The sequence below is a fragment of the Pseudomonas sp. VEM90 genome, from assembly GCF_054611535.1.
In genome coordinates this window covers 296176-322343 of the sequence record NZ_JBTRAR010000002.1, presented here as the reverse complement: position 1 = coordinate 322343, position 26168 = coordinate 296176, and the positions used below count along the sequence as shown (strand labels likewise).

At 61.4% G+C, this 26168-nt stretch carries 24 protein-coding genes and 1 pseudogene; 8 read left to right on the top strand and 17 right to left on the bottom strand.

Annotated elements, in window-relative coordinates; genetic code table 11:
• Positions 1 to 41: 41 nt before the first annotated feature.
• Positions 42 to 2177, bottom strand: coding sequence for a catalase HPII (gene katE / locus ACYCCG_RS03875; RefSeq protein WP_459669481.1), 2136 nt, complete (start codon positions 2175 to 2177; stop codon positions 42 to 44).
• Positions 2178 to 2404: 227 nt separating this feature from the next.
• On the opposite strand from katE, the gene ACYCCG_RS03870 reads away from it, so the two are divergent.
• The 3 genes from ACYCCG_RS03870 (at position 2405) to ACYCCG_RS03860 (ending at position 4918) form a co-directional block, all read left to right on the top strand.
• The gene (locus tag ACYCCG_RS03870) at positions 2405 to 3412 is read left to right on the top strand and encodes a methionine ABC transporter ATP-binding protein (RefSeq protein ID WP_209968937.1); all 1008 of its coding nucleotides are present in this window, start codon (positions 2405 to 2407) and stop codon (positions 3410 to 3412) included.
• Entirely contained in the window at positions 3412 to 4083 is a 672-nt protein-coding gene (locus tag ACYCCG_RS03865; RefSeq protein ID WP_021784592.1) for a methionine ABC transporter permease, read from the top strand. Before ACYCCG_RS03870 ends, ACYCCG_RS03865 begins: the two co-directional genes overlap by 1 nt.
• 64 nt (positions 4084 to 4147) lie before the next feature.
• A complete protein-coding gene (locus ACYCCG_RS03860; RefSeq protein WP_010951512.1) occupies positions 4148 to 4918 on the top strand; it encodes a MetQ/NlpA family ABC transporter substrate-binding protein in 771 nt (256 codons plus the stop codon).
• Between the two features lie 93 nt (positions 4919 to 5011).
• Here ACYCCG_RS03860 and ACYCCG_RS03855 read toward each other — a convergent pair whose 3' ends face one another.
• Genes ACYCCG_RS03855 through ACYCCG_RS03835 form a run of 5 tightly spaced genes read right to left on the bottom strand, consistent with a single transcriptional unit; the run spans position 5012 to position 8895 of the window.
• On the bottom strand, positions 5012 to 5644 hold the full coding sequence (locus tag ACYCCG_RS03855) for an SCO family protein (protein WP_459669477.1): 633 nt from the start codon (positions 5642 to 5644) through the stop codon (positions 5012 to 5014).
• Positions 5641 to 6534, bottom strand: coding sequence for a heme o synthase (cyoE, locus tag ACYCCG_RS03850; protein ID WP_459669476.1), 894 nt, complete (start codon positions 6532 to 6534; stop codon positions 5641 to 5643). Before cyoE ends, ACYCCG_RS03855 begins: the two co-directional genes overlap by 4 nt.
• On the bottom strand, positions 6519 to 7598 hold the full coding sequence (locus ACYCCG_RS03845; RefSeq protein ID WP_459669474.1) for a COX15/CtaA family protein: 1080 nt from the start codon (positions 7596 to 7598) through the stop codon (positions 6519 to 6521). Before ACYCCG_RS03845 ends, cyoE begins: the two co-directional genes overlap by 16 nt.
• Before the next feature lie 9 nt (positions 7599 to 7607).
• A complete protein-coding gene (locus tag ACYCCG_RS03840) occupies positions 7608 to 8189 on the bottom strand; it encodes a hypothetical protein (protein ID WP_209968950.1) in 582 nt (193 codons plus the stop codon).
• A complete protein-coding gene (locus ACYCCG_RS03835; RefSeq protein WP_209969946.1) occupies positions 8158 to 8895 on the bottom strand; it encodes an SURF1 family protein in 738 nt (245 codons plus the stop codon). Before ACYCCG_RS03835 ends, ACYCCG_RS03840 begins: the two co-directional genes overlap by 32 nt.
• 51 nt (positions 8896 to 8946) lie before the next feature.
• On the opposite strand from ACYCCG_RS03835, the gene ACYCCG_RS03830 reads away from it, so the two are divergent.
• Positions 8947 to 9150: a twin transmembrane helix small protein gene (locus tag ACYCCG_RS03830; RefSeq protein ID WP_176683003.1), complete on the top strand. Its 204-nt coding sequence runs from the start codon at positions 8947 to 8949 to the stop codon at positions 9148 to 9150.
• A 32-nt stretch (positions 9151 to 9182) separates the two neighbouring features.
• On the opposite strand, the gene ACYCCG_RS03825 is transcribed toward ACYCCG_RS03830, so the two are convergent.
• From ACYCCG_RS03825 to coxB, 4 genes are read right to left on the bottom strand one after another with little or no spacing between them, the layout of a single operon-like run.
• Positions 9183 to 10070 carry a cytochrome c oxidase subunit 3 gene (locus ACYCCG_RS03825; protein ID WP_176683002.1) on the bottom strand — a complete coding sequence of 296 codons (888 nt, stop codon included), beginning with the start codon at positions 10068 to 10070 and terminating at the stop codon, positions 9183 to 9185.
• A 16-nt stretch (positions 10071 to 10086) separates the two neighbouring features.
• Positions 10087 to 10653 carry a cytochrome c oxidase assembly protein gene (locus ACYCCG_RS03820; RefSeq protein ID WP_176683001.1) on the bottom strand — a complete coding sequence of 189 codons (567 nt, stop codon included), beginning with the start codon at positions 10651 to 10653 and terminating at the stop codon, positions 10087 to 10089.
• 9 nt (positions 10654 to 10662) lie between these two features.
• Positions 10663 to 12252, bottom strand: a complete 1590-nt coding sequence (ctaD, locus tag ACYCCG_RS03815) for a cytochrome c oxidase subunit I (protein ID WP_014589242.1) — start codon at positions 12250 to 12252, stop codon at positions 10663 to 10665.
• Between the two features lie 43 nt (positions 12253 to 12295).
• Entirely contained in the window at positions 12296 to 13423 is a 1128-nt protein-coding gene (gene coxB, locus ACYCCG_RS03810; RefSeq protein ID WP_339442803.1) for a cytochrome c oxidase subunit II, read from the bottom strand.
• A gap of 369 nt (positions 13424 to 13792) precedes the next feature.
• Here coxB and ACYCCG_RS03805 point away from each other — a divergent pair, with 369 nt between their 5' ends.
• Complete coding sequence (locus tag ACYCCG_RS03805) at positions 13793 to 14434, top strand: hypothetical protein (protein ID WP_176682999.1); 642 nt, start codon at positions 13793 to 13795, stop codon at positions 14432 to 14434.
• A 281-nt stretch (positions 14435 to 14715) separates the two neighbouring features.
• Here ACYCCG_RS03805 and ACYCCG_RS03800 read toward each other — a convergent pair whose 3' ends face one another.
• From ACYCCG_RS03800 to prlC, 6 genes and pseudogenes are all read right to left on the bottom strand, one after another.
• Positions 14716 to 16248 (bottom strand): SulP family inorganic anion transporter, encoded by a 1533-nt coding sequence (locus tag ACYCCG_RS03800; RefSeq protein WP_209968956.1) that lies wholly within the window; start codon positions 16246 to 16248, stop codon positions 14716 to 14718.
• 191 nt (positions 16249 to 16439) lie between these two features.
• On the bottom strand, positions 16440 to 17159 hold the full coding sequence (locus tag ACYCCG_RS03795) for a carbonic anhydrase (RefSeq protein ID WP_003253046.1): 720 nt from the start codon (positions 17157 to 17159) through the stop codon (positions 16440 to 16442).
• A gap of 302 nt (positions 17160 to 17461) precedes the next feature.
• Positions 17462 to 18520, bottom strand: a complete 1059-nt coding sequence (locus tag ACYCCG_RS03790) for a PA0069 family radical SAM protein (protein WP_176682997.1) — start codon at positions 18518 to 18520, stop codon at positions 17462 to 17464.
• Between the two features lie 3 nt (positions 18521 to 18523).
• Positions 18524 to 20584: pseudogene (locus ACYCCG_RS03785) on the bottom strand (M3 family metallopeptidase).
• Between the two features lie 123 nt (positions 20585 to 20707).
• Positions 20708 to 20989: a YheV family putative zinc ribbon protein gene (locus ACYCCG_RS03780; RefSeq protein WP_252461743.1), complete on the bottom strand. Its 282-nt coding sequence runs from the start codon at positions 20987 to 20989 to the stop codon at positions 20708 to 20710.
• Positions 20986 to 23073 carry an oligopeptidase A gene (gene prlC, locus ACYCCG_RS03775; protein WP_459669467.1) on the bottom strand — a complete coding sequence of 696 codons (2088 nt, stop codon included), beginning with the start codon at positions 23071 to 23073 and terminating at the stop codon, positions 20986 to 20988. Before prlC ends, ACYCCG_RS03780 begins: the two co-directional genes overlap by 4 nt.
• Before the next feature lie 66 nt (positions 23074 to 23139).
• Between prlC and ACYCCG_RS03770 the strand changes: the two genes are divergently transcribed.
• Together ACYCCG_RS03770 and ACYCCG_RS03765 are read left to right on the top strand one after the other, a co-directional pair.
• Positions 23140 to 23688 carry a gamma carbonic anhydrase family protein gene (locus tag ACYCCG_RS03770; protein ID WP_176682994.1) on the top strand — a complete coding sequence of 183 codons (549 nt, stop codon included), beginning with the start codon at positions 23140 to 23142 and terminating at the stop codon, positions 23686 to 23688.
• A gap of 117 nt (positions 23689 to 23805) precedes the next feature.
• Positions 23806 to 24456, top strand: coding sequence for an HAD family hydrolase (locus ACYCCG_RS03765; protein ID WP_209968966.1), 651 nt, complete (start codon positions 23806 to 23808; stop codon positions 24454 to 24456).
• Between the two features lie 109 nt (positions 24457 to 24565).
• Here ACYCCG_RS03765 and ACYCCG_RS03760 read toward each other — a convergent pair whose 3' ends face one another.
• Positions 24566 to 25639: an aminopeptidase gene (locus ACYCCG_RS03760; RefSeq protein ID WP_209968970.1), complete on the bottom strand. Its 1074-nt coding sequence runs from the start codon at positions 25637 to 25639 to the stop codon at positions 24566 to 24568.
• Positions 25640 to 25724: 85 nt separating this feature from the next.
• Here ACYCCG_RS03760 and ACYCCG_RS03755 point away from each other — a divergent pair, with 85 nt between their 5' ends.
• Positions 25725 to 26138, top strand: coding sequence for a PA0061/PA0062 family lipoprotein (locus ACYCCG_RS03755; RefSeq protein ID WP_209968974.1), 414 nt, complete (start codon positions 25725 to 25727; stop codon positions 26136 to 26138).
• The last annotated feature ends 30 nt before the right edge of the window (positions 26139 to 26168 follow it).

Here is a 26168-nt window from a genome sequence, read left to right as displayed (position 1 = left end):
GCTCCTACAGCAGGAGCGGGTTTACCCGCGAAAAGGTCTTATCAGGCAGGAACAGCTTCAGCAGCCGCCTCCCGTTCCCACACCCGGTGACCTTCTACCGCTTTGACAAAGGCATCCACTGCCTTCTGCTCATCCCCAAGCAACAGCCCCTTGTCCTCCTTGAGCCCCAACGATTTCACCAATTCCTTGGTCAGCACCAGCGCCTTCAGGTGCTTGTAACCCTCCAGCAAGAAATGCTTGGCCAATCCGCTAACCGCCAGCGCATCCGTAGAAGCCTTGCCCGCAGGCACGACAATCCCGTCGAACATGATCGAAGGCATCCCCTCCATCGACGCCGCTACTGGCAATTGCTTGCCATCCGCCGCCTTCACCGGCGCCGAGGTAGGCCCCAGCAGCATTGGCCGGGCACTTTGCGCTTCCAGGGCCTTGACCAGTTTGTCCACGCTGCCAGCGTCCACGCCATCTGCCACCAGCACGGCAATCTTGCGCCCCTTGATACCCACTGAACCTGGGTGGTTCATCTGGCTCAACGCAGGCGATTGCGCCAGCTGGCTACCCTTCACCTGCACCGTACCCGCTTTCGGCGCAGGGAGGCCCAGGTTGGCCGCAACCGCCGCCGCCAGCTTCAAGTCGATGTTGGCAAGAATTTCATTCACTTCCCGGGCACGGATATGTTCACGCTCCACTTTGCCCAACTCGAAGCTGTAAGCCTTGATGATGTGCTGTTGCTCGGTCGGGCTCATGCTCTGGAAGAACAGCCGCGCCTGCGAGAAGTGATCGCCGAACGACTCACTGCGCTGGCGAATCTTGTGCGCATCGATACGCTCCTGATAGCTCTCGAAGCCGCCGTCTTGCGCCGCAGGCGGGGTTTCCTTCGGCCAGCCGCCGTCAATCGAGTTGGGCTCGTAGGAAGCCCGGCCCTTGTGCACGACGTGCTGGTGCAGCGCATCACGCTGGTTGTTGTGGTTCGGCGATACCGGCCGGTTGATCGGTATCTGGTGGAAGTTCGGCCCACCCAGGCGGCTGATCTGGGTATCGGTGTACGAGAACAGTCGGCCCTGCAGCAGCGGGTCGTTGGTAAAGTCGATACCCGGTACGATATGGCCGGGACAGAACGCAACCTGTTCGACTTCGGCAAAGAAATTGTCCGGGTTGCGGTTGAGCACCATCTTGCCCAGCGGCGTGACGGGTACCAGTTCCTCGGGGATGATCTTGGTCGGGTCCAACAGGTCGAAGTCGAATTTGTGTTCGTCAGCCTCAGGCACAATCTGCACGCCCAGTTCCCATTCCGGGTAGTCGCCGGTTTCGATGGCTTCCCATAGGTCACGGCGCTGGAAGTCGGTGTCCTTGCCCGCCAGTTTCTGGGCTTCGTCCCACAGCAGGGAATGCACGCCCTGACTTGGCTTCCAATGAAACTTGACGAAGCTGGCCACGCCCTCGGCATTGATCAGGCGGAAAGTATGCACGCCAAAGCCTTCCATCATTCGAAGGCTGCGCGGGATGGCGCGGTCAGACATTGCCCACATGACCATATGAGCCGACTCCGGCACCAGCGAGACGAAATCCCAGAAGGTGTCATGAGCTGAACCACCGGTAGGTATCTCGTTGTGTGGCTCTGGCTTGACCGCGTGGACAAAATCGGGGAACTTGATGGCATCCTGGATGAAAAACACAGGCATGTTGTTGCCAACCAAGTCGAAATTGCCTTCATCTGTATAGAACTTGACGGCAAAGCCACGCACATCTCGCACCGTATCGCCAGAACCGCGTGGGCCCTGAACCGTCGAGAAGCGGACAAAAACCGGGGTGATCTTTTCCGGATCTTGCAGGAAGCCGGCCTTGGTCAGCTCGGCGTGATTGCCATAGCTCTGGAAGAACCCGTGTGCCCCGGTACCGCGGGCGTGCACGATGCGCTCGGGGATTCGCTCATGGTCAAAGTGGGTGATCTTCTCGCGCATGATGAAGTCTTCAAGCAGCGACGGCCCGCGATCACCCGCCTTGAGGGAGTTCTGGTTGTCAGCAATGCGCACGCCTTGGTTGGTGCGCAGCGCATGCCCGGTCGCATCGCTGCGGTCGGCCTCCAGGCTCTGCAGCTTGGCATTGGTATTGGCCCGGTCGGGGGTCTGGGTGCCGGCGGCCTCGCTGTGCTTGGGCGCATCCGTTTTCTTGCTGGGCATGATCGGCTCTCCTCATCAGTCTTAAGGCGTGCCCGTTCAGGGCTTGTGCAAGTAGTGACTGGAGGGCGTTGCCGAGCGTTCAATCAGGATTACCGGTTGTCGCGATATGCCCGATGGATTGGTGCATGACGAAATAAATGCTAAGAACAGCTATGGGAAAAGGCTAAAATGCGCGACCCCAGCTAACCGCTGACCCAAATTTCAATGCGCCCCACAAGGTTCGCTACGTGATCGAGTTCCAACAGGTACATAAAACCTACCGCGTTGCCGGTAGGGAAATCCCCGCACTGAATCCGACCAGCCTGACCATCGAAGATGGCCAGGTGTTCGGCCTGATCGGCCATTCCGGCGCCGGCAAAAGCACCATGCTGCGCCTGATCAACCGCCTGGAGGAACCCTCCGGCGGCACGATCATCGTCGACGGCGAAGACGTCACCGCGTTCAACGCCAGCCAGTTGCGCGGCTTCCGCCAGCAGGTCGGGATGATTTTCCAGCACTTCAACCTGCTGGCCTCCAAGACCGTCGCCGACAACGTCGCCCTGCCGCTGGCCCTGGCCGGGGAGCTGTCGCGCAGCGAAATCGACAAGCGCGTCACCGAGCTACTGGCTCGCGTTGGCCTGTCGGAGCACGCCAAGAAGTACCCGGCACAGCTGTCCGGTGGCCAGAAGCAGCGCGTCGGTATCGCCCGCGCCCTGTCGACCAACCCGAAGATCCTGCTATGCGACGAGGCCACCAGTGCCCTCGACCCGCAAACCACGGCCTCAGTTCTGCAACTGCTGGCCGAGATCAACCGTGAACTGAAGCTGACCATCGTGCTGATCACCCACGAGATGGACGTGATCCGCCGTGTCTGCGACTGCGTGGCAGTGATGGACGCCGGTAAGATCGTCGAGCAAGGCTCGGTGGCCGAGGTGTTCCTGCACCCGCAGCACCCCACCACCAAGCGCTTCGTCCAGGAAGACGAGCAGGTCGACGAAGGCGAGCAGCGCGACGACTTTGCCCACGTTCCAGGCCGCATCGTACGCCTGACCTTCCAGGGCGACGCCACCTACGCGCCGCTGCTGGGCACCGTAGCCCGCGAAACCGGTGTCGACTACAGCATCCTCGCCGGGCGTATCGACCGCATCAAGGATGTCCCCTATGGCCAGCTCACTCTCGCCCTGATCGGCGGAGACATGGAAGCGGCGTTCGCCCGCTTCAAGGCAGCTGACGTACATATGGAGGTACTGCGTTGATGGACGCTCTGAGTTTCTTTGCCAATGTCGACTGGGCCGAAATCTGGCTGGCCACCGTCGATACCATGATCATGCTGTTCGGCTCGCTGTTCTTCACCGTGCTGCTGGGCCTGCCATTGGGCGTGCTGCTGTTCCTCTGCGGGCCAAAGCAGATGTTCGAACAGAAAGGTGTCTATGCGCTGCTGTCGCTGGTGGTCAACATCCTGCGCTCGCTGCCATTCATCATTTTGCTGATCGTGATGATCCCGTTCACCGTGCTGATCACCGGTACCTCGCTGGGCGTTGCAGGCGCCATCCCGCCGCTAGTGGTGGGTGCCACGCCGTTCTTTGCACGCCTGGTTGAAACCGCCCTGCGTGAAGTGGACCGCGGCATCATCGAGGCCACCCAGTCGATGGGCGCCACCACCCGCCAGATCATCACCAGTGCGCTGCTGCCGGAGGCCCGTCCGGGCATCTTCGCGGCCATTACCGTGACCGCCATCACCCTGGTTTCCTACACCGCCATGGCCGGTGTGGTGGGTGCCGGTGGCCTTGGCGACCTGGCTATCCGCTTCGGTTACCAGCGTTTCCAGACCGATGTGATGGTAGTGACCGTGGTACTGCTGCTGGTACTGGTTCAAGTCCTGCAGAGCGTGGGCGACAAACTGGTCGTGCATTTTTCCCGTAAGTAACCCCAATGGGGTCGGCCTGGCCGACCCGTTCGGGGGCCGTCGCGGCCCTCACAAGGAGTGATCAATGAAGAAGCTGCTTGCTGTCGCTGCCGCTGTCGCGGCCTTCTCGGCCCAGGCCGATACCCTCACCGTCGCCGCCACCCCGGTGCCGCACGCCGAGATCCTCAACTTCGTCAAACCACAACTGGCGAAAGAAGGCGTAGAGCTGAAGGTCAAGGAATTCACCGACTACATCCAGCCGAACGTGCAGGTGGCCGAAAAGCGCCTGGACGCCAACTTCTTCCAGCACCAGCCTTACCTGGATGAGTTCAACAAGGCCAAGGGCACCAGCCTGGTGAGCGTGGCCGGCGTGCACATCGAGCCACTGGGCGTGTATTCGACCAAGATCAAGAAGCTGGACGAGCTGTCCTCCGGTGCCACCGTGGTCATCCCCAACGACGCCACCAACGGCGGCCGCGCCTTGCTGCTGCTGGACAAGGCTGGTGTGATCAAGCTCAAGGACAACAAGAACATCCTGTCGACCGTGAAGGATGTTGCCGAAAACCCGAAAAACGTGAAGTTCCGTGAGCTGGAAGCCGCCACCATCCCGCGTGTGCTGACCCAGGTAGATGCAGCCCTGATCAACACCAACTACGCACTGGAAGCCAAGCTGAACCCGGAAAAAGACGCGCTGGCCATCGAGGGCAGCGACTCGCCTTACGTGAACATCCTGGTTGCCCGCCCGGACAACAAGGACTCGGACGACATGAAGAAACTGGCGGCTGCACTGCACTCGCCTGAGGTGAAGCAGTTCATTATCGAGAAGTACAAAGGCGCTGTGGTTCCGGCGTTCTGAGCCGAACTATCACGCTGGACTCTTCGCGGGTAAACCCGCCCCTACACACATCGTTGTAGGAGCGGGTTTACCCGCGAAGCGTTTGGGGCTGACTCAATCCCGCTTGACCAGCCCAGGCAGCTGCGCCCCCAGCTTCTGGTTGTTGAACGGCGCCCGAATGAACCCCCGCTGTCGCCCATCCGGCCCGACAATCGCCAGGTTACCGCTGTGATCCACGGTATACCCCGGCTTGCTGGTATCCGCCGGAATGAACGGAATGCTCAAGGCATTGGCCAGCTTCTGGGTATCCTCGATCGACCCCGCCACCCCGACAAAGTCCTTGTCGAAATAGCCCAGATACTGCTTCAGCTGGTTCGACGTGTCGCGGTTAGGGTCCACACTCACCAACACCACCTGCAGCCGGTCGACGGCATCCTTGGGCAGCTCGCTCTTCACCTGGCGCAGCTGGGCCAGGGTGGTCGGGCAGATATCCGGGCAGTAGGTGTAGCCAAAGAACAGCAGCGACCATTTGCCCTTGAGGTCATCCATCTGCACCGGCTGGCCGTCCTGGTTGGTCATGGTGACATCGGCCACGGCGCGGCTCTGAGGCAGCAGAATGATGCCCGCATCGATCAGCTCGGCAGGGTTGGGCTGGTCACGACCATTAAGCACTTTGTTGACGGTCAGGCCCATGATCAACGCGACCAGGGCAACGAGGATGAAGACGGTTTTCTGGGTTCGGGTCATAGGTTCAGCAACAGGTAGTGGTCAAGAAGCAACGCAATGAACAGCGCGAACAGGTAGCCGATAGAGTACTTGAAGGTGCCGATCGCCGCGTGCGGCCGGCTGCTACGGTACAACACCCAGGCCCATTGCAGGAAGCGCAGGCCCAAAGCCAGGGCACAGGCCAGGTACAGCGGGCCACTCATGTGGATGGCATACGGCAGCAGGCTCACTGCCAGCAAGATCAGGGTGTACAGCAGGATATGCAGCTTGGTGTAGTCCTCGCCGTGGGTCACCGGCAACATCGGGATATCGGCCTTGGCGTATTCTTCCTTGCGGTGGATGGCCAGCGCCCAGAAATGCGGCGGGGTCCAGGCGAAAATGATCAGCACAAGCAGCAAGGGTTCGGCACTGACATGGCCGCTTACCGCCACCCAGCCGAGCAACGGCGGAGCGGCACCGGCCAGGCCACCGATGACGATGTTCTGGGGCGTGGCGCGCTTGAGAAAGCCAGTGTAGAGCACCGCATAACCGAGTAATGAGGCCAGGGTCAGCCAGGCGGTGAGGGCGTTGGTGAACATCAGCAGCAGGACCATGCCCAACAGGGCCAGGGCCAAGGCGAACAACAGCGCCGGCAGAGGCTCGACTCGGCCTTGGGCCAAAGGCCGTTTGTGGGTGCGCGCCATCAGCGCATCGATGCGCCGATCCACCACATGATTGACCACCGCCGCGCCACCCGCGCACAGGCCAATGCCCAGGTTGCCAAACAACAGCACGCTCCAGCTGACGCCCGCCCGGGTGGCCAGGAACATGCCCGCCAGCGAGGTGATCAGCATCAGCACCACCACCTTGGGTTTGGTCAGCTCAAGGTAATCGCGCCAGCGAGCCCGTCGTACGCTTAGAAGCGTCGCCACGAGTCGTTCCTCATATGATGGGAAATGCCCACCCCGACCACTGGCCGCAGACGCCAGCCATGGCCGACACCCACTCGAACCTTGTCGACCACTCGAATGCGGTAGTTCACCAGCACCATGCTCAGCAGCAGCATCGCCCCGCCGGCATTGTGCGCAACAGCCACCGCCAGCGGCAGGTGGAACACCACGTTGCTGATGCCCAGGCCCACTTGCAGGGCCAGCGCCAGCAGCACCAGCCGCGCCAGGCCGGGGAGACCGCAGCGGTGCAGCTTCCAGCTGAGCATCAGCAGCACGCAGGTCACCAGCAGCGCGCCCAGCCTGTGGCTGATGTGGATGGCCGTGCGCGCATCACTGTCCAGCTGTCCGCCCAGGTAATTGGGGCCGACGTGCTGGGTCAGGTGGAAGCCGTTGCTGAAGTCCGCCGCCGGCCACCACTGGCCATGGCAAGTCGGCAAGTCGATGCAGGCCACGGCGGCGTAGTTGGCGCTGACCCAACCGCCCAGGGCGATCTGGCCGATTACCACCAGCAGCGCCAGCGCAGCGATCCGGCGCAGGCTCAGCGGCAGTTTAGGCAAGGGCGCAAAGGCCCGGGACAGACACAGAGACAACAGGAACAGCAAGCTCAACGTGGTAAAGCCACCCAGCAAGTGCGCCGTGACCACCTGCGGCCATAGCTTCAGGGTGACCGTCCACATACCGAAGGCTGCCTGGGCCAGCACCACACCCAGTAGCAGCATCGGCAGGCGATAAGGCTGCCCATCGCGGGCATGCCGGCGCATTGCCTGGAAAGCGAGCAGGGCGATCACCACGGCCAGGCTACCGGCAAAGTAGCGGTGGACCATCTCGGCCCAGCCCTTGGCAGCTTCCACCGGGTGCTCAGGAAAGTGCAGCTCGGCATGGGCCAACTGCGCTTCACTCTTGGGCACGCTGATAAACCCATAGCACCCGGGCCAGTCGGGGCAACCGAGGCCGGCGTGGGTCAGGCGGGTATAGGCACCGAGCAGGACGACCAGCAGTGCCAGCAGGGTGGCGAACACAGCAAGGCGAAATCCAGGTCTGGCCATGGCAGGCTCCTAGCCGATGTTGGACAGCTTGAGCAGGTGGCGCAGGTCATCCAGCACGTGCTTGCCGTTGACCTTGCCGTCGTAGCGCAGCACCAGGTTGCCGTGCGGGTCGACGATCCACAGCTGCGGGCCGGGCTCGGCAACCTTCTGCTGGTAACGTTGTGCATCCAGCGGGTAGCGCTGCAACTGCGGGTACTCGCGGCCGAGCAGTGCCTGGTAGTCGGCACTCAGCGGCTGGGCGGCGGCCAGCGCGTGGCTGGCGCGGCTGGCATCACGCCCCAGCCCGACCTGAACCTGCCGAGCCAGGTACACCAGGCGCTGACAGTCTTCGGTGCAAGCCTGGGGTGCGCTGACCAGCAACTGCCAGCGATCGTCCTGCCCCGCCACGCCGAGATCGGCACGGCTTTCCCCATTGCCAATCATGGCGCCATGGTAGCTGCGGCCTTCCGGCACCCAGAATTTGAGCTTGTACATGCTGGTAGCCAGAACCATCGGCCCAAGCACCACCAGCAGAATAAGCAACAGCTGCAAACGCCCACGGGCTCTGGGTTTGCTACGTTCAGGCGCGTCCAGTGGAGTGGCGGTGGCCATGGCGTTTCTCCTTGTTTTGGTGCCAGCCGAAGTAGAGGTAGAGCAGAACCAGAGCGGTCGCCAGGGCAAACCACTGCACAGCATAGCCCACGTGTTTTTCGGGGCTCATGGCGACAACCGGCCAGTCCAGGCGATAGCTCGCCGGGCCCGGTTCCAGGCGCAATTCCTGGGCGAAGCCTTCACGATCAAGCTGTTGCCATAGCAGCGCGGCATCGATAGCGGTCAACAGATGTGGCCATTGCCCGCCGATGGGGTCCGGGTGCAGCTGGAAGGTGCTGCCAGGCGCGACATACACAGAGGTATCCAGCGCCAAGGCCTGGGCAGGGGTTTCGAAGTGCACCGGCACCCGGCGGTCCATCCATGGCAGCCAGCCACGATTGATCAGCAACCACAGGCCGCTGGCTTGGTCGTGAAAGGGCTGCAGCAGCTCGACACCGGCTTTACCGTCGCGCATGCGGTTGTCCAGCAGCACGCTGTGCTCGGCGTCGAAGCGCCCATACAGGTGCACGCGGCGGAAGGCGTTGTCTTCTTGTGAGAGGAGCTGGGCGGCGGCGATCGGCGCTTCAATCCGCCGTTCTGCATAGGTGGCCAGCAGCACGCGCTTTTCCTCGGCACGGCCGAGTTGCCAGCAACCAAGCGCAATCAACCCCGGCAGCAGTGCAAGCACCACCAGCGTCGGTACCCAGCCTGGGCGAAACGGCCTCACAGGCGCCTCGCTATACTTATCCACATCACCGCATCCCCCCGGAGTAACGCCATGCTCAAGGCCGCGATTGTCCTGATGCTGTTGGCCACCATTGCCAGCCTGTTCAGTGGCCTGGTGTTTCTGGTCAAAGATGATGAAAACTCGACCCGTCTGCTAAAGGCCCTGACTGTACGGGTGACCCTGGCAGCCCTGACCATAGGCCTGGTCGCCTGGGGCTTGATCAGCGGTCAATTGGTCTCCCAAGCCCCTTTCTGAAGTTCTCACCCGCCCCTACAGGGTTTTCGTATTCACAACACATAGACAAAGATGAACAACCCCACCCACACCACATCGACGAAGTGCCAGTACCAACTGGCCGCCTCGAAGCCGAAGTGTTTTTCCGGGTTGAAATGCCCGCGCAGAATGCGCACGAACATCACAATCAGAATGATCGTGCCCAATGTCACGTGGGCACCGTGGAAGCCGGTCAGCATGAAAAACGTCGCACCGTAGATTCCTGAGCCCAGTGTCAGCCCCAGCTTGGTATAGGCCTCGTAGTACTCGAAGGCCTGCAGCGCGATAAAACTGATGCCCAGGACAATGGTCAGCGCCATCCAGAATTTCAGCGGGCCGCGGTGGTCACGGCGCAAGGCGTGGTGGGCAATGGTGATTGTCACACTGGAACTGACCAGCAGGATGGTGTTGATCAGCGGCAGGTGCCACGGGTCGATCACCTCCTTGGGGGGAGGGAACAGCTTGGGGTCGGGGGTGTGCAGCAGCGGCCAGGTGAATTCGAAGGTTGGCCACAGCATGTGCGCAACACCTTTGGCCCCTTCGCCACCCAGCCAAGGTCCCGCCAGTACGCGTACATAGAACAGCGCACCGAAGAAGGCCAGGAAGAACATCACTTCGGAGAAGATGAACCAGCTCATGCCCCAGCGGAACGAGCGGTCCAGCTGCGGGCTGTACAACCCGGCGCGGCTCTCCTTGACCACTGCCCCAAACCAGCCGAACAGCATGTAGGCCAGAAACAACGCACCCACGAAGAAAATCAGCGGCCCGTGCGAATCCGGGTGGCCCGCCTTCATGTCGTTGAACCAGGTGCCCAGGCCGAATACCGTGATGAACATGCCGATGGTGGCGATGATCGGCCATTTGCTCTGCGCCGGAACGTAGTAATGCTCATGACTTGCCATTGCTGTTCTCCTTCCCTTAACGGGCGCCCTGGACGTCCTGGGCCGCGACATGCGCGACCGGCGGGTGGCGAGCGGTGATGTCGAACAAGGTGTAGGCCAGCGTCAGGTGCTTCACGCTGGCCGGCAGGTCGCGGTCGACGATAAAGCGCACTGGCATCTCGATACGTTCGCCGGGCTGCAGCACCTGCTGGGTAAAGCAGAAGCACTCGGTCTTGTGGAAGTAGGCCGCGGCCTCGGCCGGGGTAATGCTGGGTATTGCCTGTGCACTCATCGGCCGGTCGGTCGGGTTGTGGGCAATGAAGATCATCTGATTCACCGCCCCCGGGTTGACCTCCAGTTGGTCGGCAGTGGAGTAGAAGTCCCAGACCATGTCGCTGGCATTGGTCGACATGAACTGCACCCGCACCGCACGGGTCGGGTCACTGACCTGGCTACCTTCGTATTGGCCGCCGGTCTTGCCGTTGATACCGAAGGCTCTGCACATCACGTCGTAGATCGGCACCAGCGCGAAGCCGAACGCGAACATCACCACCGTCAGCATCAACAGGCGCGTTACCAGGCGTTTCACCGACAGGCCGTTCATGGCGGGTTCCTATTTCACTTCCGGGGGTGTCTGGAAGGTGTGGTAGGGCGCAGGCGAAGGTATCGACCACTCAAGGCCCTCGGCGCCATCCCAGGGTTTTGCCGGTGCCGGCGCGCCCCCGCGGATGCACTTGATGACAATGAACAGGAAGAAGATCTGCGTGGCGCCGAACATGAACGCGCCGATCGACGACACCATGTTGAAATCGGCGAACTGCAGGTTGTAGTCGGGGATGCGCCGCGGCATGCCGGCCAAACCTACGAAGTGCATGGGGAAGAAGGCCATGTTCATGCCGACGAACGACAGCCAGAAGTGCAGTTTGCCGAGAGTTTCGTCGTACATGTGGCCAGTCCATTTCGGCAGCCAGTAGTAGGCCGAGGCGAAGATGCCGAAGATTGCACCGGGTACCAGTACGTAATGGAAATGCGCCACCACGAAGTAAGTGTCGTGGTACTGGAAGTCCGCCGGGGCGATCGCCAGCATCAGCCCGGAGAAACCACCGATGGTGAACAGGATGACAAAGGCGATGGCGAACAGCATCGGCGTTTCGAAGGTGAGCGAACCTTCCCACATGGTGCTGACCCAGTTGAATACCTTCACCCCGGTGGGCACCGCAATCAGCATGGTGGCGTACATGAAGAACAACTCGCCGACCACCGGGATACCGACCACGAACATATGGTGGGCCCAGACGATGAATGACAGGAAGGCAATGGCGCCGGTGGCATACACCATCGAGGTATAACCGAACAGCGGCTTGCGCGAGAACGCCGGGATGATCGAGCTGACGGCGCCGAAGGCCGGCAGGATCATGATGTACACCTCAGGGTGACCGAAGAACCAGAACACATGCTGAAACAGCACCGGGTCACCGCCACCTGCGGCACTGAAAAAGCTGGTACCGAAGTGGATGTCCATCAGCATCATGGTTACCACGCCGGCCAGCACCGGCATCACCGCAATCAGCAGGAACGCGGTAATCAACCAGGTCCAGACGAACAGCGGCATTTTCATCAGCGTCATGCCGGGGGCACGCAGGTTGAGGATGGTGGCAATCACGTTGATCGCCCCCATGATCGAACTGATACCCATCAGGTGGATGGCGAAGATGAAGAAGGTGACGCTGGCTGGCGCATAGGTGGTGGAAAGCGGTGCGTAGAAGGTCCAGCCAAAGTTTGGCCCTCCGCCCGGGCTGAACAGGGTCGATACCAGCAGCAGGAAGGCCGCCGGCAGCAGCCAGAAGCTGAAGTTGTTCATCCGTGGCAGTGCCATGTCGGGCGCGCCGACCATCAGCGGAATCATCCAGTTGGCCAGGCCGACGAAGGCCGGCATCACCGCGCCGAACACCATGATCAGGCCATGCATGGTAGTCATCTGGTTGAAGAATTCCGGCTCCACGATCTGCAAGCCAGGCTGGAACAGCTCGGCGCGGATCACCATCGCGAACGAGCCACCCAGCAGGAACATGATGAAACTGAACCACAGGTACATCGTGCCGATGTCTTTATGGTTGGTGGTCAGCACCCAGCGCATCAGGCCCTTGGCCGGGCCGTGCGCATGGTCGTGGCCGTGGGCGTGGTCGTCGATCACTGCACTCATGTCCTGTCTCCTGCAATCCATTGATTGCCGCGAGTAACCCGGTTCACTTGGCTTCTGCCTGCTTCAGCGCCAGCACGTCCTTCGGCGTGACCATGTCGCCTTTGTTGTTGCCCCAGGCATTGCGTTCGTAGGTGACCACAGCAGCGATGTCGACTTCCGACAGCTGCTTGCCGAAAGCGGCCATGGCCGTGCCGGGCTTGCCATGGAAGACAATGCTCAGGTGGTCTTCCTTCGGCCCGGTGGCAATCTTCGAGCCCTTTAGCGCCGGGAACATTGGTGGCAGGCCCTGGCCTTCGGCCTGGTGACAGGCCACGCAGGCGGTGTGGTAGACCTTGTCGCCACGCTCCACCAGCTCTTCCAGGGTCCATTCCTTGCTGGTCAGCTCCTTGAGCTTGGCGGCTTCAGCCTTGCGCTCGCCCAGCCAGGTGTCGTAGTCGGCCTTGGACTTGACCTCGACCACCACCGGCATGAAGCCGTGGTCCTTGCCGCACAGTTCGGTGCACTGGCCGCGGTAGATGCCTGGCTTTTCGATACGGGTCCAGGCTTCGTTGACAAAGCCTGGGATGGCGTCGCGTTTGACCGCGAAGGCCGGCACCCACCAGGAGTGGATGACATCGGCGGCGGTCACCAGGAAACGCACCTTGGCCCCCACCGGCAGCACCAGCGGCTGGTCGACTTCCAGCAGGTAATGCTCATCCTTGGGCGCCTTGTTGTGAATCTGGTCGGTGGGAGTGGCCAGGTTGCTGAAGAACTCCACGTCCTGGCCCAGGTATTTGTAGTGCCATTTCCACTGGTAGCCGGTGACCTGGACGTCGATGTCCGACTCGCTGGCGTCATAGATGTCGATCAAGGTCTTGGTAGCCGGAATGGCCATCACCACCAGAATCAGGAAGGGCACCACCGTCCAGAGAATTTCCACCCACGTGTGCTCATGGAAATGCGCGGCCTGCTGGCCAGTGGAGCGGCGGTGGATGACCATGGACCAGAACATCGCGCCAAACACCACGATGCCGATGATCACGCAGATCCAGAAGATGGTCATGTGCAGGTCGAAGACGGCGTTGGAGACCTCCGTCGCCCCTGGGTGCATGTTCACGGTCCAGGCGGCGTTCGCCTGGCCATAAACCGACCACAACAGGAGGCCCATCCAGACATGTGGATGTCGCATCATTGCGGGTTCCCCTTCTAATTCTTGTTGTCCCGGAGGCGTGGCCTGCGGCAAGAGGGAACGGCGGTCAAGACTGCATGGCTTCGACGACCGAGCCCCTGCTAAAAGCAGTCGGGCCTCATCAACGAATCACGTTCAACGGGAGTATAGACAGCGACCAATGGCACGCAATGAAGCCTGTGAAATGAACTTCATGAAATGGCTGAATGGCCTGAAAACCGCGTGCTTGATAGGGCATGGCGTAATAATGGCATAGCTATATACCTGATAACGCACACGTTTGCGTGACTTATAACAAATACGTCTTAGGTATTCTGTATACCGAGCTAATTTAGTGTCTTCCGTTTGAAACGTAATGTCCCTGGAGTTGTCATGAACATCGCTGCTGTACGCGAGCAGGTAAGCCAAGCCCATCAACATGAAGGCCAGACCGGCCAATTGAAACAGCGTCTCGAGCTGCAACTGCCCCACCTGCACCCCTCGATCCGACTGCCTGAGCAGGACGCCCAGGGTACTTTGGCGCGCTTCGTCAGCGCCTACATCGACCAGGTTCCGGAATTGCTGGAGGCCGCCCACGAGGTCGCCCGCGAAGCCGGGATCGAATCGCAGATCAAACCTGTACTGAAAATTGCCGAAGCCTACTTCCTGCAGCCGCCCAGCTTGATGCAAGGGCATGTAGGCCTGGACTGCCTTCTGGATGAAGCCTACCTGGCGCACCGCCTGGTGGAAGAGGTGAATGACTTGTACATTCGCCACTTCCAGCAGCCGTTGATCCCGGTCGATACCACTGTCGCCAACCTGATTGCCCACCAGTTGATTGGCGAAAGCTTTGCCAACCAACTGGATGAAGTGGTGCACCACTCGGTCGACGAAATGCTCAATGACGAGAGCTTTGCGGTTGAATCGGTGGAGGCCTATCGAGAGAAGCTGAGCAGCCCGGCAACTGGCGCAGCGTGGAAGCGCTGGCCGTGCCTGTCGCGCCAACTGGGTGTCGAGCTGGGTCAGCCGGCCTGATATACCTGTCACGGCGTAGGTGCATCGGTGGTTCGGCGCAGGCCGTCGTAGGAGCGGGTTTACCCGCGAAAGGGCCGGCCCTGCTGGCCAATCTCCACCCACCGATCACCGTTGCCGCCACTACCGTATTCGCGGGTAAACCCGCCCCTACACACGCATCGGTGGTTCGCCACAGGCCGTCGTAGGAGCGGGTTCACCCGCGAAAGGGCCGACCCTGCTGGCCAATTTCCACCCACCGCTCACCGTTGCCGCCGCTACCGTATTCGCGGGTAAACCCGCTCCTACGCCCCAACCCCCGCCGTAGTCCGCAACCGCCCCTCGATCCGCCGCTTAAGGCGCCGCTGCTCGATCAACAAGCGCGAACCATTGGCAGAATTGCTGCGGCTCCAGTCCTCCAGCAATTCAAGGCACGAGTGGTCGATATAACTCAGGTTCCCCAGTGGCACATGCAGCGTGGTGCCCGCCGGTACGGTATCCAGCACCTGGGTCAGCGCCGGCACCTTCAGGAAGGTCGCCGCGCCACTGAGGCGCAGTTCCATATGCCCATCCTTGGCCAGGCTCACCAGGTTTATCTTCAACCGCGCCGCCTTGAACGCCAGCTTCAGCAAGGTCAGGGCAAAGCCCAGCAGTACACCGGTCAGCAGGTCGGTAAAGATGATCGCCAGCGCAGTCGCCGCATAGGTGAACATCGGCATGCGCCCATAACGGCCCAGCCCGCGAAACGCCTTGAAGTCGACCAGTTTGACCCCGGTAAACACCAGCACCCCCGCCAGGCTCGCCACCGGGATTTGCTGCAGCACGCTGCTCAGCGCTACCACGAAGGCCAGCAACCACAAGCCATGGAAGATTGCCGAGGCCCGGGTTTGCGCCCCCGCCTGGACGTTGGCCGAGCTGCGCACGATCACCCCGGTCATCGGCAAAGCACCCAGCACCCCGCAAAGCATGTTGCCAATGCCTTGGGCTGAAAGCTCGCGGTCAAAATCCGAGCGCTGACCACTGTGCATGCGATCGACCGCTGCAGCCGACAGCAGGGTTTCGGCACTGGCGATGAAAGCGAGGGCAAAGGCAGCGACCAGCAGAGCAGGGTCAGCCAGTTGCATCAGGTCACCCGGGCGAATCCAGTCAATGGCCTCGGTCAGGTCTGCCGGCACTTGCACGCGGTTCACCGGCAGGACCAGCCACATGCTGATGGCGGTCATGCTTGCGACGCCGAGCAGGGCACCCGGCACGAAGCGCAGCCGCTGCGGCCGAAGGCGCTCCCAGCCCCACATGATGGCGATGGTCCCCAAGCCTAGCGCACCGGCCATCCAGCCTGAGCCAACGCTTTCCTGTGGCAGGGCTGCCGCCACGGTTGCCGGGAACGCCAGCAGGTTCTGCAGACCTGACGGTTGCGGCGCGGTGTCGAACATCACATGCACCTGAGACAGCACGATCAACACGCCAATCCCCGCCAGCATGCCGTACACCACCGCCGGCGCAGTGACGCGGAACCAGCAGCCCAGACGCAGACGCCCGGCCAGTAACTGCAGCAGGCCGGCCAACAGCAGGATCGGCCCAAGCATGGCCATACCATGTTGGCGCACCAGCTCGAACACCAATACCGCCAGACCAGCGGCCGGACCGCTCACCTGCAGCGGCGAGCCGGCAAGGAAACCCACGACAATGCCGCCGATAATTCCGGTAATCAGGCCTTTCGCCGGAGGCATGCCCGAGGCGATCGCAATGCCCATGCACAACGGCAGGGCCACCAGGAAGACCACCACCGACGCCAGCAACTCACGCGGCAGGGCCGCTTTCAACTGTGTAATGTTCACCGTGTTTCTCCTTTCTCTAAACACACGGCCATTCCCCTGGCCGTGGGCACATTTGCCCCTGAAGAGCGCGCAAGCGCAGGCCGCCAGCGGGCTTGCCGGCAGGGCAGTCAGGGAATTCAAGGCAGCCGAAGGCCGCGCCACACCCCACAGGGTGCAGCCGGCTATCAAGGTTCTAGCGGCGGACGGGTCGCTTAGTAGCGGCCTCTCGGAGTGGCGCAGGGCACGGGTTCACCCGCGGCCAAGGGCAGGAAGCTGTCGCTGGCAGCGTCATAGGCTTCGATCTTGCTGGTCTCGATGTCGTACACCCAACCATGAATGAACAGCTCACCGGCCGCCAGGCGCGAAGCCACCGAAGGATGGGTGCGCAAGTGATGCAACTGGGCGATGACGTTTTCTTTGGTCAGCACTTGCATCGTCTCGTGTTCGCTGCCGCAGGAGCAGTTGTTCTCGACCACGGTGCGGGCCACTTCAGCGTGGCGCAACCAGGCGCCAACGGTAGGCATCTTGGTCAGCGACTGCGGGTTGAGTACCGCACGCATGGCGCCACAGTCGGAGTGGCCACAGATGATGATGTGGTGCACTTTAAGCGCCATCACGGCGTACTCGATGGCGCTGGAAACACCCCCGTTCATCTGGCCATAAGGCGGTACCACATTACCCACGTTACGGGTTACGAACAGGTCGCCTGGCGAGCTCTGGGTGATCAGCTCGGGAACGATGCGCGAATCGGCACAGGTGATGAACATGGCGCGTGGTGTTTGCGCGGTGGCGAGCTTCTTGAACAGCTCTTGCTGATCCGGGAAAACATCATGGTGAAAGCGCAGGAAGCCGTCGACGATGTGCTTAAGGGCAGCATCGGCGCTTTCCGCGGGGACCTGCGGTACGACCTTGGATGGGTCCTTGACGGGCATGATTCATCCTCTTGACGGTGTGTAGGTAAATCCATTTTACCGGTGAAAGATTCAGGCTATGCAGGGTTTTAGATGACACGCACGGGCCATAGATCACAGCCGGTGTGGACTTATTACCTACGCTAGCGGGGAAAACTTAACTGAAACTTAATTAGAAGGCTCTAGAACGGGCGTTCCAGAGAAAAAGGCGGGAGTTGGATAATAGCAAAAAAACATCAGCTGCCAATATGTATTAGCACAATTATTGGTTGTTATTAGTTGCGTTGTGAGCAATGCACAGCCCCTGTGGGGGCGGGTTCATGTCAGAACAGCGCCATCTGCCCACCCGGCGGGCAAAACGCCGAACAATCCAGCGCCTGCGCCTCGCGCCCTTCGAAGTCCAGCCGCTTCATTGCCTTGGCAAAGCGCTGCGCCAGCAACTCGGCAAACACCCCTTCACCACGCATGCGCACGCCAAACCGGCTGTCGTACAGCTCGCCGCCGCGGCTCTGGCGGATCAGGCTCAGAACATGCGCCGCCCGCTGCGGGTAATGGTCCTGCAACCATTGCTCGAACAACGGCGCCACCTCGCGCGGCAAGCGCAGCATCATGTAGGCCGCACTCTGTGCGCCAGCCTCCCTGGCCGCCTCCAGCAGGCGCTCCAGCTCACTGTCGTTGATCATCGGAATCATCGGCGAACACAAAACGCCCACCGGTACGCCCGCTTCACGCAATACCCGGATGGCCCTCAACCTTGCACCGGGTGAAGCCGCTCGGGGTTCGAGCACCCGTTTGAGACCATCGTCCAGCGTGGTCAGGCTGATCATCACCCGTGCCAGGCGCTGGCGGGCCATCTCGGCCAGCAGGTCGAGGTCGCGCAGCACCAGTGAACCCTTGGTGACAATGGTCACCGGGTGACGGAAACGCAGTAACACTTCAAGCAAGCGCCGGGTCAATAACTGTTCCCGCTCGATCGGCTGGTAGGGGTCGGTGTTGGAGCCGAGATTGATCGGCGCGCACACGTAGCCCGGTTTGCTCAATTGCTGTGCCAGCACCTCGGCGGCGTTGGTCTTGGCAATCAGTTTGGTCTCGAAATCCAGGCCGGGAGAAAGGTCCCAGTAGGCGTGTGAGGGGCGGGCATAGCAGTAGATGCAGCCATGCTCACAGCCACGGTAAGGGTTGATGGAGCGATCGAAGGGCAGGTCGGGCGAGGTGTTGCGGCTGATCACCGACTTGGCCGTCTCGGTCCGCACCTCGGTGCCCTGGGTTTGCGGCACTTCCTGGTACCAGCCGTCATCTTCTGCCACCGAATGACCAGGGGCAAAGCGGTTGTGTGGGTTGTGTGCCGTGCCACGGCCCTTTTGCGGTGCTGGAGGAATCATGGCTCACCCGAATACTGTATCCATATACAGTACAACGCATCCCAGGATCTTTCCAGCACCTCTGGTCTGGCTAATTCAGGCCATGCCAATTGAGGTACGCTGCCTGGCTCGATTGCCGCCCTAGAAATGCCTCGATGCCTTCACGTAACGGGCGGGATGCCCCTGGGACGAACAGTGCTTCCTGCAGTGCCCGGCCCGTGGCTTCGTTCAACAGGCCCTCGGCTTCGAAGCGGGTGAACACATCGAAGGCATGCACATCCGACCACAGGTAGGCGTAGTAACCAGCATCGTAGCCGTTTACAAGGTGGTCGAAGGCATGCGCCGGATGTTCGAAATCAGCGAGCGGCCAGTAACCACAACGCTCGCGGGCATCACCCAGTCGCTGTTCCAAGGACCTGCCATCGTTTGGTGTGCCATGCAGGTCCATGTCGAACAACGCCAGGCACAGATCACTCGCGATCTCCTCCACGCCCTGCTGTCGTAACTGCTGCAGGCAGCCATCGGCTTGCTTGCGGGATAGTTGGCGGCCGTCCTGCGTGCGCGCCGAGATCGCCACCAGATAGTCTGCATCCCAGACCCAACGCTCGAACAGCTTGCCGAACAACTCCACACCATCGGTGCCCAACTCGGTCACGTTGGACATGACGTGGTTCGTCGTACGCACCAGCAGGTGGTGCAGGGCATGGCCGAATTCATGGAAAAGCTTGCGCAGTGACAAATGGTCGAGCAACGGCTGAAAACCTGACAGCGCTTGCGGTACATCACTGAACACCACCACCGAGGCTGCCTGGTAGATACCCTCTGCATCGACCCGGCGATTCCTTACGTAGGTGGTGAACACCGCGTCTGGCTGCTTGCCTGCGTGTTGCACGGCATCCAGATACAGAAAGCCAATGAAAGCGCTGTCCTGCCACACCTCGAATGGCTGCACGCTGTCATCCCAAGCAGGCAGCGCTTTGGGCTGCAGCACTGCACCAAACAACTTCCGCGCCAATTGCTGTAACGCTCTGACAACGGTATTCAGCGGGAAGTAATCGCGCAGCGCTTCGGCAGGACACTCACTGCGCGAAGCACGCCGCAGGTACTCGAAATCCCAGGGTTGAGGTTTGCCCAGGCCCTGCTCGGTAGCCCCGCGCTCCACCTGCGAACGCCACCGCAACATGGCGGGTCGCACATGATCGGCCAGATCGTGAAGAAAGCCGCATACCTGGGCTACCGAGCCCGCACTCTTCACCTGCAGACTCTGCTCCAGATGGCCGGAATAACCGAGCAGGAGAGCCTTCGCCTCAAGCAACTGCGCCAGTTGCTGCAGATACGTGCCGTTGTCCTGTTGCGGATCATGGCTGATGCCGCGGGCGTGGAAAGCCCGGTACACACGCTCACGGAGCTGGCGGTTGGCAGCATGTTTGAGCACCTCTCGAGTAGTCAGCGTGTCACAGGCAATCAGCCACCCCTGCTTACCTGCTTGTTGCGCTCCTGCAGCCAATTCGTCGCGTACGCGCTGCGGGAGGCCGCTCAGCTCGGCTTATCGGTGACAGTGAGCCCAGGCCGGTTGATGTTGCCGCGGAACGCCTCGCGTACAGTGCCAATCTGCTCCTGAAGGTTTGCCAGACGCGCTTTGCCTGTGGAGTCGAGTAACGCACCGCCAGCGGCGAACTTGTCCAGGTGCCAACGCAAGGTGGCGCGCTTCCCGGTATCCAGTTGTTTGCCGATGTCACTGCCGGCCAAGCGTTCATAAAGCTCATGCAAGCCAGTGTTGGCGAATTTCTGCTCGAAGCGTGCCGTCACTCTGCCGTAGAAATCGATGATGGCGTTGGCCCAGGCCGTATCCCGGCCGACCAGTGGTGAGGCGGCATACAACACTGCCAGCAGTCGGCTATCCAGCCCATCCACCGCCAGCACCATGTCATCCCAGGTGGGCATGGTTCGTTGATCAAGGATGATGCGTTCGACACCGTTCTCGTGTGCCAGCAGCACGTGAGCGAATGCCGCCTGCATGTTTTCGATGGTGATGGAGGAGTAATCGACGGGGATATGGCTATTTTGCAGAAGAGGGTTGGCCATGACGCACACCTTGCTGGTAGAAATGAGCAAGAGAGCTTGCATGGCCAACGTGCGCCAGGTGGCCTGACTATCTAACACCTGTCCATGCCTGCCCGGGCATTGCGCCCGGGTGGCATGAGCGTATTACTCAGCCGGCTTTTTCAGCTTCGGATTTGGGAAGAACTGCACGGTCTGCACCTTGGCCGGCGCGGCTTTCGGCGCCAGGTGGTTGACCCGGGTGCCCAGTTCCTTCGGCACCGACAAGCCCTGCTCGTTGAGGGTGTCGGTAAAGCCGCAAGCCACACACTCACGGTGCGGTACACCGTCTTCGTTCCACATCATCAGCTTGTCGGGCTCGCTGCACGCCGGGCACACGGCACCGGCAATGAAGCGCTTCTTGGTCTTGTTCACAACTACCTCACTCATGCTACAGCGTCCTCGGTGAGACCACTGTGGCGCAGCAATGCATCGATGGAAGGCTCACGGCCACGGAAGTCGACGAACAGCTCCATCGGCTCGCGCGAACCCCCACGGGCCAGGATCGCCTCGCGGAAGGCGCGGCCGGTCTCGGCGTTCAGCACGCCTTCTTCCTCGAAGCGCGAGAAGGCGTCAGCCGACAGCACTTCGGCCCACTTGTAGCTGTAGTAGCCCGCCGCGTAACCACCCGCGAAAATGTGCGCAAAGCTGTTGGGGAAGCGGTTGTAAGCCGGCGGGCGCATGACCGACACCTCGTCACGCACACCTTCGAGCACCTGCAATACGCTGCGGCCGTCGCCATGGCTGGCGTGCAGCTCGAAATCGAACAGCGAGAACTCCAACTGGCGCACCATCATCATGCCCGACTGGAAGTTTTTCGCGGCCAGCATTTTGTCCAGCAGGTCCTGGGGCAGGGCGGCGCCGGTTTCGTAGTGACCCGAAATCAGTGCCAGGCCTTCCGGCTCCCAGCACCAGTTTTCCATGAACTGGCTTGGCAGCTCGACCGCATCCCAGGCCACGCCGTTGATGCCGGACACGCCGGCATGCTCGATGCGGGTCAGCATGTGGTGCAGGCCGTGACCGAATTCGTGGAACAGGGTGGTGACTTCATCGTGGGTCAGCAACGCGGGCTTGCCGGGCGCGGCCGGGGTGAAGTTGCACACCAGGTTGGCCACCGGGCTCTGCAGCTGGCCGCCGGCGGTGCGGCGACGGTCACGGGCCCCGTCCATCCAGGCGCCGCCACGCTTGTTGGCGCGGGCGTACAGGTCGAAGAAGAAACGGCCAACGTGCTGACCGTTTTCCTTGATCTCGAACAGACGTACGTCCGGGTGCCAGCTGTCGAAGCCATTGAGCTCGGCGATTTCGATGCCGTACAGGCGTTGCACGATGCTGAACAGGCCGTCCAGCACCTTGTCGATCGGGAAGTAGGCGCGCAGGGCTTCCTGCGACACGCTGTAGCGCTGCTCGCGCAGCTTCTCGCCAAAGTAGCCGGCGTCCCAGCTGGCCAGCTCGGGGCAGCCTTGTTCGGCAGCGTAGGCCTTGAGCTGTTGCAGGTCCTGGGCGGCGAACGGCTTGGAACGCTTGGCAAGGTCACGCAGGAAACTCAGCACCTGGTCGCTGGACTCGGCCATCTTGGTGGCCAGGCTCAGCTCGGCGTAGTTCTTGTAGCCCAGCAGTTCGGCGAGTTCCTGGCGCAGGTCGAGGATTTCGCGCATCACCGGGCCGTTGTCGAACTGCCCGGCATTCGGGCCCTGGTCGGAGGCGCGGGTGCAGTAGGCGGCGTAGAGCTCTTCGCGCAGGGCGCGGTCGCTGGCGTAGGTCATCACCGCGTAGTAGCTGGGGAACTCGAGGGTGATCAGCCAGCCTTCCAGGCCCTTGGCCTGGGCTGCAGCGGCCATCTGCGCCTTGGCCGAATCGGTCAGGCCGGCCAGCGCAGCTTCGTCGGTAACATGCTTGGTCCATGCCTGGGTGGCGTCAAGCAGCTGATTGGAGAAACGGCTGCCCAGCTCGCTGAGCTTGCTCTGCACTTCGGCGTAGCGCTGCTGCTTGTCCGCCGGCAGGTCGATACCCGACAGGCGGAAGTCACGCAAGGCGTGCTCGAGGATAGTCTTTTGCGCCACGTCGAAGCCGGCAGCCTCCGGGCTGTCGATCAGCGCCTGGTAAGCTTCGAACAGCGCGCGGTTCTGGCCCAGTTCGGTAGAGTAGGCACTCAACGCCGGCAGGCACGACTCGTAGGCCTCGCGCAACTCGGCACTGTTGCACACCGCGTTAAGGTGGCTGACCGGGCTCCAGGCGGCGCCCAGGCGGTCGTTCAGTTCGTCCATGGCCAGCACCAGGCCGGCCCATGTAGGGTTCTTGCCCTGCTTTTCAAGGATCTCGGCAATGGCTTTACGGTTGTCGGCCAAGATCGCTTCGATCGCCGGCAACACGTGTTCGGCACGAATTTGCGAGAAGGGCGGCAGATCGTGGGATTGCAGAAGCGGGTTGTTCGCAGTCACGGTTTGGATACCTTGGCAGAAGAAACACTGCCCCATCTTAATTACAATCGACGCCGACCGCAGCAGGCAGCCTGCCTATCGGCACAGATGAGAGACGCTATCATGGCCATTCGCAGCTTCCAGCAACACACTCCGAAAGTTGGGCCCAGGGCCTTCGTCGACCGTTCGGCGGTGGTGCTGGGCGACGTGGAGATCGGTGCAGACAGTTCGATATGGCCGCTGACCGTGGTGCGCGGCGACATGCACCGCATCCGCATTGGCGCGCGCACCAGCGTGCAGGACGGCAGCGTGCTGCACATTACCCACGCAGGGCCTTTCAACCCGGATGGTTTCCCGCTGATCATCGGTGACGAAGTGACCATCGGGCACAAGGTGATGCTGCATGGCTGCACCTTGGGCAACCGCATCCTGGTGGGCATGGGCAGCACCATCATGGACGGTGCCATCGTCGAGGACGAAGTGATCATCGGCGCTGGCAGCCTGGTGCCGCCAGGCAAACGCCTGGTCAGTGGCTACCTGTACATGGGCAGCCCGGTGAAACAGGCCCGGCTGCTGAACGACAAGGAGCGCGCATTTTTCTCCTACAGCGCCGGCAACTACGTGAAGCTCAAGGACCAGCACCTGGCCGAAGGCTACGATCAACCTGAATGACCGCATTCGCGGGCACGCCCGCTCCCACAGGTTGAGTGGCGCCTTCAAGGCCTGCGCTTTACCTGTGCGGGCATGTCCGCGAAGAAGGCCACGCAGCACTCAAGTGGAACCCTGTACATGCACCAGCAAAACATCCTCTTCGACCTCGACGGCACCCTGACCGACCCACGCCTGGGCATCACCCGCTCGATCCAGTATGCCCTGGCCAAGCTGGGTATCGACGAACCGGACCTGGCCCGCCTCGAACATTTCATCGGCCCACCCCTGCTACAGGCCTTCATGCAGTTCTACCGCTTCGACGAAGCCAAGGCCTGGGATGCGGTGAACTTCTACCGGGAGCGCTTCCGCGTGACCGGGCTTTACGAAAACCTGGTGTTCGCCGGCGTGCCCGAATTGCTCGAAGCCCTGAACAGGCAGGGCCGCACGTTGTACATTGCCACCTCCAAACCGTGGGAGTTCGCCCGCGAAATAGCCCGGCACTTTGCCTTCGATCATCACTTCAAGGTGATCTACGGCAGTGAACTGGACGGCACGCGCACCAACAAGGTCGAGCTGATTCGCCATTTACTGGATGAAGAAGGGCTGGACCCTGCACAGACGCTGATGATCGGTGACCGCAAGCATGACCTGATCGGCGCGCGCAGCAACGGGCTGCAGGCAGTGGCGGTGGGATACGGGTTTGGTAGCCGGGAAGAGCTGATGGCGGAAGAACCCGCTTTCCACTTCGCCACGGTAGCCGATTTGCATCAGGCTTTTAGCAAGGCTTGAGGGCCAGCAGAGCTGCTTTGCAGCCGGCCCTCCCACATCGATCGGCGTAAGCAGGGCCTTTGTGGGAGCGGCCTTGTGTCGCGATGGGCCGCAAAGCGGCCCCAAAATCTCAAAGGCTAACCATCAGACGCTGCAGTGCCGCTTTCCTTTCTTCAATCGGCAACCGCCCCAAATGCTCGACCCGCGCGTAAAACCGAACCCAATCCCCACCCACCTCACGAAATAGCGCCGCAAACGCCGGCACCCACTGGTCATATAGCCCGAACGGCAACAACTTGGCATTGTTCATCGGCCCATACATCCAGGCGTCATAGCGTTTGTCACCGCCCCACTGGCCATCACGCACCTGCCGGTATTCACGCCTCAAACGCTCAAACTCGGCCTGCTTGGCCCGGCGCTTGTGCGCATCATCCAACGGCCCCGCATAAATTGCCTGCAATCGCTCACGGCTGGCCAACACCAGGCGGATAAACTGGTCGCGCTGCTTTCCCTGATCCCCGCCAACCGCCGCCAGCCCACGCGCCGCGCGCCATTGCCGCGTCCCCTCCTGCTCGACGAACGAGGCAAACGATTCATTGAACTCGGTATCGTCCTGCACATAGAAGCGCTGGTGGGCCAGTTCATGAAAGATCAACGTAGCCAGGCGCTCATCGCCCCAGCCCACCATCGACGACAAAATCGGGTCATCGAACCAACCCAGGGTCGAATAGGCTTCCACACCGCCTACGTACACATCCAGGCCATCCTGGCGCATCAACGCCGCCGCGCCTCGCGCCGCGCCTTGCCGGTAGTAGCCGCGGTACGCCACGCACCCGGCAATCGGAAAGCAGTGCGTTACCGGTTGCAACGACAACTCGGGCGCGGCGAACACATTCCACACCACGTAAGGGCGGCCAAGGTCGGCGTATACCCGGTAGCTGCGGTTGTCCGGCAGTTTCAATTGCTGGCTGGCAAACACCCGCGCCTGTTCGGCCTGTTGCAGGTGCGCGCGCAAGGGTGCAGGGGTAGCAGGGTCGGCCAATACCTGCTCTACAGGCTGCCGCGCCCGCAGCAACTGCCACTGGCCCTGCGCCAATTGCCCATAGTAGGCGACATTGCTGCAACCGTTCAGCAGAAGCGCCGCAAGCAGCGGAACCAAACGGGTGAAGTTGCGGTCGAGTGCCCCAAGGCCTGAGCGCTGCATAAGAAAAAGTCGAAGCATCCGGGACTGTCTGACTCGCTCAAGGCCATTTCGCTCCAAGACTATCTCGCCAAGGGGGAGTTTCGCCATGCGTGCATTGTTGGTCGCCGGCTCACTGGTGTTGATCGCTGCCTGTTCAACATTGCCAGCCCCAGACCCGAACCAGGCCTGGATCGACCTCACGCGCTACGACAACACCTCGCTGGACGCCGTGCAGGTAGATAAACGTGACTGGGCTGACAGCCGCTATTTCGAGGTTCAACCCGGCAGCCATGAACTGACCGTGCGCTATCAGTTTCCGGTTAACCCCAGCAATATCGGCCCCGTCGATAAGCCGCTGTGGCGCGATTGCCAGATCAAGCTGACCTTCAAGGACTTCAGCGCCGGGCAGCGTTATCAGTTGCAGGCCGGCAGCATTGGCTTCCGCCCTTGGATCAAACTCTACGACCACCAGCAAAAACTGCTGGGTCAAGGGCTGCCGGCGGGTTGCCAACGCACCTGAACCGCACAAACGGCGCTATGCTTGTTACTT

What these genes read in the sequence shown, in the direction of transcription:
- ACYCCG_RS03805 (WP_176682999.1), top strand. Translation starts at nt 13,793, where the DNA reads ATGAACATCGCTGCTGTACGCGAGCAGGTAAGCCAAGCCCATCAACAT.
- ACYCCG_RS03780 (WP_252461743.1), bottom strand. Translation starts at nt 20,989, where the DNA reads ATGAGTGAGGTAGTTGTGAACAAGACCAAGAAGCGCTTCATTGCCGGT.
- ACYCCG_RS03755 (WP_209968974.1), top strand. Translation starts at nt 25,725, where the DNA reads ATGCGTGCATTGTTGGTCGCCGGCTCACTGGTGTTGATCGCTGCCTGT.
- ACYCCG_RS03790 (WP_176682997.1), bottom strand. Translation starts at nt 18,520, where the DNA reads ATGATTCCTCCAGCACCGCAAAAGGGCCGTGGCACGGCACACAACCCA.
- ACYCCG_RS03855 (WP_459669477.1), bottom strand. Translation starts at nt 5,644, where the DNA reads ATGACCCGAACCCAGAAAACCGTCTTCATCCTCGTTGCCCTGGTCGCG.
- ACYCCG_RS03830 (WP_176683003.1), top strand. Translation starts at nt 8,947, where the DNA reads ATGCTCAAGGCCGCGATTGTCCTGATGCTGTTGGCCACCATTGCCAGC.
- ACYCCG_RS03840 (WP_209968950.1), bottom strand. Translation starts at nt 8,189, where the DNA reads ATGGCCACCGCCACTCCACTGGACGCGCCTGAACGTAGCAAACCCAGA.
- ACYCCG_RS03770 (WP_176682994.1), top strand. Translation starts at nt 23,140, where the DNA reads ATGGCCATTCGCAGCTTCCAGCAACACACTCCGAAAGTTGGGCCCAGG.
- katE (WP_459669481.1), bottom strand. Translation starts at nt 2,177, where the DNA reads ATGCCCAGCAAGAAAACGGATGCGCCCAAGCACAGCGAGGCCGCCGGC.
- ACYCCG_RS03860 (WP_010951512.1), top strand. Translation starts at nt 4,148, where the DNA reads ATGAAGAAGCTGCTTGCTGTCGCTGCCGCTGTCGCGGCCTTCTCGGCC.
- ACYCCG_RS03795 (WP_003253046.1), bottom strand. Translation starts at nt 17,159, where the DNA reads ATGCCCGTCAAGGACCCATCCAAGGTCGTACCGCAGGTCCCCGCGGAA.
- prlC (WP_459669467.1), bottom strand. Translation starts at nt 23,073, where the DNA reads ATGGGGCAGTGTTTCTTCTGCCAAGGTATCCAAACCGTGACTGCGAAC.
- ACYCCG_RS03820 (WP_176683001.1), bottom strand. Translation starts at nt 10,653, where the DNA reads ATGAACGGCCTGTCGGTGAAACGCCTGGTAACGCGCCTGTTGATGCTG.
- ACYCCG_RS03760 (WP_209968970.1), bottom strand. Translation starts at nt 25,639, where the DNA reads ATGCAGCGCTCAGGCCTTGGGGCACTCGACCGCAACTTCACCCGTTTG.
- coxB (WP_339442803.1), bottom strand. Translation starts at nt 13,423, where the DNA reads ATGATGCGACATCCACATGTCTGGATGGGCCTCCTGTTGTGGTCGGTT.
- ACYCCG_RS03765 (WP_209968966.1), top strand. Translation starts at nt 23,806, where the DNA reads ATGCACCAGCAAAACATCCTCTTCGACCTCGACGGCACCCTGACCGAC.
- ACYCCG_RS03845 (WP_459669474.1), bottom strand. Translation starts at nt 7,598, where the DNA reads ATGGCCAGACCTGGATTTCGCCTTGCTGTGTTCGCCACCCTGCTGGCA.
- ACYCCG_RS03865 (WP_021784592.1), top strand. Translation starts at nt 3,412, where the DNA reads ATGGACGCTCTGAGTTTCTTTGCCAATGTCGACTGGGCCGAAATCTGG.
- ACYCCG_RS03825 (WP_176683002.1), bottom strand. Translation starts at nt 10,070, where the DNA reads ATGGCAAGTCATGAGCATTACTACGTTCCGGCGCAGAGCAAATGGCCG.
- ctaD (WP_014589242.1), bottom strand. Translation starts at nt 12,252, where the DNA reads ATGAGTGCAGTGATCGACGACCACGCCCACGGCCACGACCATGCGCAC.